Here is a 9,060-nt window from a genome sequence, read left to right on the forward strand (position 1 = left end):
TTTCACTTCCTTTTATCAATTACTCAGCATTTTACTACTTAATTTAAAACAAAAAAAGAGTAATCGTAATCATTACTCTTAATAAATGCTATTTATTTGTAATCAACCATTTTTCCACCAACTCACGAACCTGTTCCGCAGTTTCACATTTAGTAACTGCTTCTTGGTAAAGTTGTTGACATTCATGAGTGTCTAGCTTTTTCATCATTGAACGCGTTCGTAAAATTGACGTTGCACTCATTGAATATTCATCCAACCCCATTCCAATTAGGAGGGGTAGTGCTAACCTGTCACCAGCCATTTCACCGCACATTGCTACCGTCGTGTTGTGCTGGTGACCTGACTGAATAATATGATGAATCAACTTCAAGAATGGCGGGTTTAGCGGTTGGTACAAATACGATACAGAAGCATTCCCGCGGTCAGCCGCAAAACAGTACTGGATCAAGTCATTGGTTCCAATACTAAAGAAGTCAACTTCCTTCGCCAATCGTTCAGCATACAATGCAGCTAAGGGGACTTCAATCATAATGCCAAGCTTAATTTTCTTGCCAATATGTGGATAATCCTGACGAAGCTTCCGTAACTCATCGTAATAGATCTTTTTAGCTGCTTGAAGTTCTTCCAAGGTCGTAATCATCGGGAACATAATGTTAATCTCACCGAATTGTGATGCCCGAATTAGTGCTCGTAATTGTGTCCGAAACATCTTTGGCCGGTCTAATGAGATCCGAATTGCCCGGTAACCTAAAAATGGATTTAATTCATGTGGTAACGGCATAAATGTCAGTGGCTTATCTCCACCAATATCAAGCGTCCGAACCACCAACGCTTTGCCGTTTAGTTGTTCGACCGCATTCTTGTATGCAGTGAACTGTTCCTCTTCCGTTGGTAAATGTTCACTCTTCATGTATAAGAATTCGGTTCGAAAAAGACCAACCTCATCCGCTCCATTATTCACAGCAGCTGCAATATCATTAGATGAACCAATGTTAGCTGAAATCGTCAACTGACAACCATCTTTAGTTACCGACGGGCTGTTAACCAACTTGGCCCACTGAAGTTTCTCTGCCGCATATTGGCTGGCGATTTGTTGGTAATGCTTTACCTGATTAGGCTCCGGAGCAATAATGGTGGTCCCTGAAAAGCCATCTACAATAACGTGCTCACTATTTCTTAGCTGACGGACAACTCCTTTACATCCCACGATTGCCGGGATCTGCAGTGAACGGGCCATAATTGCCGCATGACTGGTCTTTCCCCCAACCTCGGTGACAATTCCCTTAACAAACTTAGCGTCCATTTGAGAAGTATCCGATGGGCCAATCATGTGAGCCACAACGATTACCGGATGATCAATGGCCTGCAAATTAGGCAACTGTTTTCCCTCAAGCTTTGCCAACACTTGATCCCGGATACTAGCAAAATCTGTTGCTCGTTCTTGCATATATTTATTTCCCGTCATTGCCTCAAATTCATGAATTACCCGGGAAATAACTTCCTCAAATGCCGTTTCCACGTTGATCCGCTGACTACGAATCCGGGTAATTACCTGATTAAACATTTCGGGATCATTTAGGATCTCAATGTGGACGTCAAAGATCGCTAATTCATCTTTAGAAAGGCGACCAGTTACCGCAATTTTCAATTTCTTCAAATCATCACTAATTGAATTTAAAGCATCCTTAAAGCGTTGAATTTCGGTACCTGGATCGCTAATTCGACGCTTTTCAAAGCTTAAATCTGGTTTATCAATAATGTAAGCTGGCGCTATCCCCACGCCATTGCTTGCCGCTGTTCCTGTCATTTTCAAAGTCATTCTATCTATTTCCCCTCTTTGAAGAAATCGCTTTACACCTATTATAGGGGAAACCAGTTTATCTTTAAACAACAAAAGAGACCAGGTTCATCCCCAGTCTCCTCACTTATAAACACTACTTTGTACCAAAGAGCCGATCACCAGCATCACCCAGTCCAGGAACAATGTAACCATCCTTGTTAAGGTGGTCATCGAGGCCGGCAGCATAAATATCTACATCGGGATATGCTTCACGAACCGCCTTAACCCCTTCTGGAGCGGCGACTAAGCATGCAAACTTCATGTTCTTTTCAGAACAACCACGCTTCTTCAATGCTTCAATCGCCATCATGGCTGAACCACCTGTAGCAAGCATTGGATCGACAATGAATAATTGCCGTTCAGTAATATCATTTGGTAGCTTCACAAAGTATTCATGTGGCTTCAAAGTTTCTTCGTCACGGTACATTCCAATAAAGCCGATCTTGGCTGCTGGAATTAAATCAGTCATCCCATCAACCATTCCTAAACCAGCACGGAGAATTGGAATAATTGCCACTTTCTTCCCTGCCAATTCCTTCTTGGTCGTCTTTGCAATTGGAGTCTCAACTTCGACATCCTTTAATGGCATATCACGAGCAACTTCATATGCCATCAATGTTGAAATTTCCTTTACAGTTTCACGGAAAAACTTTGTTCCAACATTCTTGTCCCGAATCATTGTCAATTTGTGTTGAATTAATGGATGATCCATCACTTCAAATTTACCCATGCCTAATACACTCCTTTGAATTTCTTCCCTATTTTACCAAAAAAAATACCTATTTGATAACAAATAGGTAACTTTTTTTATTTTTCAGTGAAATGTTCGCCACCAGCGGACTTGTTTAACCGGTTCATGTATGCTCGACCAAGGTCCTTTGCTGGAAACGCTTGGGTAACGATTGCTTTTACGTTTGGCTGATCGTCAAATTGACGAAGACCGTCGAACAGTCGTGCACTAGCATCTTCAACATTCTTTCCTAATGAGAATTGGATGGCGTTCATTGGTAATGTTGAATGTTGTAAGATCTTTTCTTCTGCCATCATTCCAACATCAAAGGGTTGCTTCTTAATCCAATCAACAACCTGCTTCCAATCAGTCCCCTCATCAACAATATAAACCTGAGCATTGGGTGCGTAGTGCTTGTACTTCATCCCCGGTGCCTTAGGGGTTTCGTTTTTGCCAACGTGGTGATGGTTCAAATCAATTGACCCGATCACGTCTTCAATCTGTTGCTTGGTAACTGCACCCGGACGTAAGATTACCGGTTGATCAGTCGACATATCAAGCACGGTCGATTCAACACCTACCCGAGTCCTACCATTATCAATAATTCCAGCAATCTTGCCATGAAGATCATGATAAACGTGTTGGGCAGTCGTTGGGCTTGGCTTCCCTGAGGTATTAGCAGATGGTCCAACAATTGGAACCCCAGCCTTCTTAATTAGGTCGAGCGTCGGCTGACAATCAGGGAAACGAAAGGCAACCGTCGATAGGCCACCAGTAACCGTCTTGGATAAAACACCCTTTTTGATATTCAAAATAATCGTTAATGAGCCTGGCCAAAACTTTGCCATTAATTTTCGGGCGTTTTCTGGAATTTCACTGGCGTACTTTTCCACCATTTCAATCGAGGCAACATGGACAATCAGCGGGTTATCACTTGGCCGTCCCTTTGCCAAATAAACATTTTTTACGGCATCTTCATTAGTTGCATCCGCACCTAAGCCGTAAACCGTTTCTGTAGGAAAGGCAACTAATTTGCCATCTTGAATGGCTTTAGCTGCTTGATCGATTTCATCTAAATGAAAAATCCTCGTATCCATTCTTTCTACTTTCCTCCTGCGTTTGAAAAATCCCATGCGTGTATCATCCTCATTTTCCCGGCAATATCATGCCGTGGTTCAATCTGTGCTCCACTATCTACTCGGTGTAATAACTCCTGAATTGACTCTTCTTGGTCAAAACCAGTCTCACCAAACAACTGTCCTTGCGCCCTTAAATGATCAGCAATTGTCTTAAAAAGCCGATGATAAAAACCTAAGCCATTTTCATCCGCAAATAAAGCAAGATCAGGTTCAAACTTAATCACTGCTCTATCCATCACATCAGTGGCGTTTGGAGCAATATAAGGGGGATTTGTCACAATCAAATCATATTTTTCGTCGGCTAGATTAGCGAAAAGATCGCTCTTAACTAATTTTAGATCAAGTCCAAAGTGCTGAACGTTTTTTTGGGCAACTTTTAACGCTGCAGCTGAAATATCACTAAGAGTAACATCCCACTCTGGTCGCTCCAAAGCAAGGGTAATGCCAATCACACCGCTTCCTGCGCCAAGGTCGAGAACTTTCAAGGAATCGGTGGGCATTGTATTTAAGACCCAGTCAACCAATTCTGTCGTTTCAGACTCTGGGATTAAGACATCCTGATTCACCATAAAGTGACGTCCATAAAATGGCGCACTTCCCACAATGTACTGAGCTGGTTCTGAATTTTGCAGGCGATTAATTGCCTTTTGAAACCATTGCCACTCAGCTGCAGGCATTAGCTCTCGATTGTGGAGTAATAAGTGGGTATCATCCCACCCGTGACGTTCTTTTAACAAGAATTGCGGTGCCTGAGGATCAACCTCCCCATCAGCCAGCCGTTCCCGTGCCCACTGTTGAGCTGCAAAGTAGGTCTTGCTACTACTCATTTCGTAATTGTTCCAACTTCTTGGTTTGGTCCGCCACGATCAATGCTTCGATAATTTCGTCTAAATCACCAGACATGATCTTATCAAGCTTGTTCAGCGTCAAGCCAATCCGGTGATCGGTAACCCGGTTTTGTGGGTAATTGTATGTCCGAATCCGTTCAGAACGGTCACCAGTACCAATGGCATCTTTTCGTTTAGCATCGTATGCGCTCTGTTCTTTTTGTTGGTAGTAGTCGTAAACCCGTGACTTCAGAATCCGCATTGCCTTTGCCCGGTTCTGTTGTTGTGAACGTTCATCCTGCATTGCAACAACAATTCCAGTTGGCAAGTGAGTCATTCGGACCGCTGATGAAGTCTTGTTAACGTGTTGTCCACCGGCACCACTTGAACGGTAAACATCAACCCGAATGTCCTTTGGATCGATGTCAACATCAACGTCTTCTGCTTCTGGCATTACTCCAACAGTTGCGGTTGACGTATGAACCCGACCAGCAGATTCGGTTACTGGGACCCGTTGAACACGGTGAGCGCCGTTTTCAAACTTCAACTTTGAGTAAACCTTATCACCAGTAATCATCAAGGCAATTTCCTTAAAGCCACCGACTTCGGTTTCACTTTTATCAACAACTTCAACTTTCCATCCTTGGTTTTCGGCATAGTGAAGGTACATGTTGTAAAGATCAGCCGCAAATAGGCTTGCTTCATCCCCACCAGCAGCACCACGGATTTCCATAATAATGTTCTTGTCATCATTTGGATCCTTTGGAATCAAGAGGATCTCTAACTCTTTTTCCAATTTAGCTTGTTGATCCTTAGCGCTGTTTAACTCATCTTTTGTTAATTCGGTTAAATCAGGATCGTCACTCTCGCGTAACAATTCCTCATCATCTTTGATTGTCTGAGTTACCTTTTTATATTCGTTGTACTTTTCAACGGTCTCCCGTAAACTTCCCTCTTCCTTTGAAAGCTTCATAAACCGTTGTGAATCAGCAATAACTTCAGGATCACTAATTAATTCGTTTAATTCATCATATCGATCAGCCACTGCTTGCAGCTTATCAAAAATTTCAGCCATTTCCATAAGTTATTTCTCTCCCTTTCCCTTTAGTTTTGGATGGAAATAATGATAACGACAAACTGGATAGTAGGATTCATTTCCGCCAATCTGAACCTGCTCACCTTCGTAAACCGGTTGACCGTCATGAACCCGCAAGTTCATCGTTGCTTTTTTCCCACAGAACCAACAGATCGTTTTCATTTCTTCAATCTTGTCGGCATAAATTAATAAGTACTTTGAGCCTTCAAATAATTCATTTTTGAAATCATTCTTCAACCCAAACGTCATTACCGGGATGTGAAGTTCATCAACAATCTTTATTAATTGAAGAACGTGCCGTTTCTTTAAGAATTGTGCTTCGTCAATCAGGACACAATAGATTTTTTGATCTAGTTGACGAACATACTCATAAATATCCGTATCATCCATTACCGGTTGAACCTTTCTCGAAAGGCCAATCCGACTTGCGATAACCCCTCTTCCTGAACGATTATCGACGCCACTCGTCAACAAGACAACTTTTTTCCCTTGTTCCTCATAGTTATGAGCGACCTTAAGAATATCAATGGACTTTCCAGAATTCATCGCACCATACTTAAAAAATAGTTGCGCCACGGTTCACACTCCTTTTAAACACATAGATAAATCTATTATATCTGAAAGCATTTTTCATTTAAATACTTAGCTTCCGCGTAATGGTTTCTTAATATTAATCCGAAACACTTTTCTTTTAAGTAATTAAAGATTAAAATTAGTCGTAATCTAATTTGCTGAAAGGATTTTTAATACATGTCATTACGCAGTTCATTTGCTGAAGCAGCTGGTCGCTCAAGCTATTGGTTCCTGCATACTTTCATGAATGGTGGAAGTTCATTACCCGGGAAATTAACGCTTAAGCTTGACCCAAATATTCTCCAAGCTTTCAGTAAAAAGTATGATTTAGTAATTGTTACTGGTACTAACGGCAAGACCCTTACAACCTCTTTGAGTGTTCGGGTTCTCCGTGAAAAGTACGATCAGGTATTAACTAACCCAACTGGCTCTAACATGGAGCAAGGAATTGTTACTACATTCATTACTGCCCCTCGCCCGAAGAAGAAGGGACTGGCAGTTCTCGAAGTCGATGAAGCTAACGTGGTGAAGGTCACTAAATACATCACCCCAATCGCCTTCATCTTCACTAATATTTTTCGGGACCAAATGGATCGTTACGGAGAAATTTATACAACCTATAAGAAGATCCTTAACGGGGTTAAGCTAGCACCAAAGGCTACCATTATCGCCAATGGTGACGAGCAATTGTTTAATAGTCAGGATCTCCCGAACCCAATCATCTACTACGGGTTTAATCATGAGCACCACGAACCATTCGATGCTCCCGCAAACACTGACGGTCTCCTTTGTCCAAAGTGTCAGCATATCCTAAAATACCGGATGCGGACTTACGCTAACCTTGGGGATTACTTCTGCCCCCATTGTGGATTCAAACGACCAAAACTCACCTATGCTGTTACAAAACTTGACCAACTAACACCAACAAGTTCAACCTTTGAGCTCGACGGTGAAAAGTACAAGATTGGTATTGGTGGTCTTTATAACATCTACAATGCTTTAGCAGCATACGCCCTTGGAAGGTTCCTTGGTGTTAGCCAGGCACAAATTAAGGATGCCTTTGAATCTGACGAACGGGTCTTCGGGCGTCAAGAAGTAATTAACGTTGATGGCAAAGAGGTCACCTTAATCCTCGTTAAGAACCCGGTCGGCCTTAACCAGGTTCTCGACATGATCGAGACTGATCCGCAGCCGTTTAGTTTTGCTTTCTTGTTAAACGCCAACTATGCCGATGGGATTGATACCAGTTGGATCTGGGACGGTAATTTTGAAAAACTAGTTAAGCACGAAATTCCCCAGTACATGACCGGTGGGGAGCGCTATAAGGACATTACGACCCGCTTAATAATGGCTGGTGTAGATAAAATGTGGCATGAACCTGATTTAACCCACGTGATTGCTAAAATTAAGGAAATGCCAACTAAGCACGTTTACATTCTCGCTACTTACACCGCCGTTCTTCAACTCCGAAAGCAATTGGCAGAAAAAGGCTACATTAAGGGAGGGATGGACTAATGCCAAAATATCATCTTAATCTTGCCCACCTATACGGCAACCTCTTGAACACGTACAGTGATGTTGGAAATATCATCGCTCTACAATACTATGCCAAGCAAATGGATGCTGACATTTCGGTGAAGGTCATTAGTATTGGTCAAGAATTTAATCCTGATGAATTTGACCTTGCACTCTTTGGTGGTGGTCAAGACTACGAGCAATTCGTGGTTTCAAAGGATCTACCTAATAAAAAGGCCGGAATTAAGAAATTTATTGACAATCAGAAACCCCTGCTCGCAATCTGTGGTGGTTATCAGTTACTTGGTCAATATTACATTGGTGCTAACGGCGAACGGATTCCTGGATTAAGCATCCTCCCTCACTACACCCTTAGCCAAGACCATAACCGCTTCATTGGTAACATCACCATTAAAAATGAACAAACTGGTGACGAGTATCATGGCTTTGAAAACCATAACGGGATGACCTTCTTGGGAAAGGGCGAACGTCCCTTAGGAAAGGTAATCTCTGGCCACGGAAATAATGGTCAGGATAAAACTGAAGGGGCAATTTTCAAGGAAGTCTATTGTTCCTACTTCCATGGTCCGATTCTTACCCGGAATGGTGAAATTGCTAAGCACCTTCTACTCGCAGCACTCCACAACAAGTACCCAGAAGAAGACTTTAGCAAACAAGAACAGTTAACAATTAAACCAACATTTTAACTTAAGAAGACAGGTCTTGTAGATGGTTTTTCATCTACAAGACCTGTCTTCTTTTAGTTAAAAGCTAATTCCACCATGAATAATCATTACTAATGCCAGAATCCCGGCAACACCAATCACTAAAGCAATTACTTTTTCAAACTTCTTCATCTTTGGAGAAGCCGCTAAGTAAAGTGGGATCCCAAGCGCAAAGATAATTGCACTCGCAAAGGCATATTCAATTCCGGTAGCAAACAATGTGTAAATCGCGTAAACGGACGCAATAATCGCAACCAGCTTAAATCCAAAGCCATAGGATTCCTTAATCGCTAACTTAAGGCCATACAAAGCTGATAGTAAGTATGCTACTAACGTGGTCGTCGCCGCAAGAGTATATGCAATCGTATAGGCAGTCTGTAGTTGTGGCAGGAGAAGCACTACCAAGATCAATTGCATAATTAACGTATAGACAATTAGGGCAAATCCAGGAACGTTATGCCGATTAATAAGCTTGAACGGTTTCGGCATTGCATGATCCATGCTGGTAACGTAAGCGATCTCTGGCCCAATCATAAACCAACTTAGTAATGCTCCTAATAAAGAAATCAATAGTCCAACCTTGATAATCAGCGCTCCACAATTACCGATAACGCT

General features: G+C 42.1%; 9 protein-coding genes. 2 read left to right on the forward strand and 7 right to left on the reverse strand.

The annotated features are described in order from the left end of the window. Window positions 1–88 precede the first annotated feature (88 nt). From ptsP to LKJ51_RS04695, 6 genes are all read right to left on the reverse strand, one after another. Window positions 89–1,819 (reverse strand): phosphoenolpyruvate--protein phosphotransferase, encoded by a 1,731-nt coding sequence (gene ptsP / locus LKJ51_RS04670; protein ID WP_291979306.1) that lies wholly within the window; start codon window positions 1,817–1,819, stop codon window positions 89–91. 115 nt (window positions 1,820–1,934) lie between these two features. Beyond that, window positions 1,935–2,570, reverse strand: coding sequence for a uracil phosphoribosyltransferase (gene upp / locus LKJ51_RS04675; RefSeq protein ID WP_102168056.1), 636 nt, complete (start codon window positions 2,568–2,570; stop codon window positions 1,935–1,937). A 77-nt stretch (window positions 2,571–2,647) separates the two neighbouring features. Next, entirely contained in the window at window positions 2,648–3,667 is a 1,020-nt protein-coding gene (locus LKJ51_RS04680) for an L-threonylcarbamoyladenylate synthase (protein ID WP_291979303.1), read from the reverse strand. A 5-nt stretch (window positions 3,668–3,672) separates the two neighbouring features. Further along, window positions 3,673–4,536: a peptide chain release factor N(5)-glutamine methyltransferase gene (gene prmC, locus LKJ51_RS04685; protein ID WP_291979301.1), complete on the reverse strand. Its 864-nt coding sequence runs from the start codon at window positions 4,534–4,536 to the stop codon at window positions 3,673–3,675. Beyond that, complete coding sequence (gene prfA / locus LKJ51_RS04690; protein WP_291979311.1) at window positions 4,529–5,611, reverse strand: peptide chain release factor 1; 1,083 nt, start codon at window positions 5,609–5,611, stop codon at window positions 4,529–4,531. The genes prmC and prfA overlap by 8 nt, the downstream gene beginning before the upstream one ends. Window positions 5,612–5,620: 9 nt before the next feature. Then, complete coding sequence (locus LKJ51_RS04695) at window positions 5,621–6,208, reverse strand: thymidine kinase (protein WP_291979299.1); 588 nt, start codon at window positions 6,206–6,208, stop codon at window positions 5,621–5,623. A 174-nt stretch (window positions 6,209–6,382) separates the two neighbouring features. On the opposite strand from LKJ51_RS04695, the gene LKJ51_RS04700 reads away from it, so the two are divergent. Then, on the forward strand, window positions 6,383–7,720 hold the full coding sequence (locus tag LKJ51_RS04700) for a Mur ligase family protein (protein ID WP_291979297.1): 1,338 nt from the start codon (window positions 6,383–6,385) through the stop codon (window positions 7,718–7,720). Next, a complete protein-coding gene (locus LKJ51_RS04705) occupies window positions 7,720–8,427 on the forward strand; it encodes a type 1 glutamine amidotransferase (protein WP_291979294.1) in 708 nt (235 codons plus the stop codon). The genes LKJ51_RS04700 and LKJ51_RS04705 overlap by 1 nt, the downstream gene beginning before the upstream one ends. Before the next feature lie 57 nt (window positions 8,428–8,484). On the opposite strand, the gene LKJ51_RS04710 is transcribed toward LKJ51_RS04705, so the two are convergent. Continuing rightward, on the reverse strand, window positions 8,485–9,060 hold a 576-nt coding region (locus LKJ51_RS04710; protein WP_291980146.1), incomplete at its 5' end, for an amino acid permease.

Source organism: Limosilactobacillus sp. (assembly GCF_022651205.1).
In the GTDB taxonomy this organism is placed as follows: Bacteria; Bacillota; Bacilli; order Lactobacillales; family Lactobacillaceae; genus Limosilactobacillus.

Excerpts from the sequence above, each read along its gene's own strand:
- ptsP (WP_291979306.1), bottom strand. The coding sequence starts at position 1,819 with ATGACTTTGAAAATGACAGGAACAGCGGCAAGCAATGGCGTGGGGATA.
- upp (WP_102168056.1), bottom strand. The coding sequence starts at position 2,570 with ATGGGTAAATTTGAAGTGATGGATCATCCATTAATTCAACACAAATTG.
- LKJ51_RS04680 (WP_291979303.1), bottom strand. The coding sequence starts at position 3,667 with ATGGATACGAGGATTTTTCATTTAGATGAAATCGATCAAGCAGCTAAA.
- prmC (WP_291979301.1), bottom strand. The coding sequence starts at position 4,536 with ATGAGTAGTAGCAAGACCTACTTTGCAGCTCAACAGTGGGCACGGGAA.
- prfA (WP_291979311.1), bottom strand. The coding sequence starts at position 5,611 with ATGGCTGAAATTTTTGATAAGCTGCAAGCAGTGGCTGATCGATATGAT.
- LKJ51_RS04700 (WP_291979297.1), top strand. The coding sequence starts at position 6,383 with ATGTCATTACGCAGTTCATTTGCTGAAGCAGCTGGTCGCTCAAGCTAT.
- LKJ51_RS04705 (WP_291979294.1), top strand. The coding sequence starts at position 7,720 with ATGCCAAAATATCATCTTAATCTTGCCCACCTATACGGCAACCTCTTG.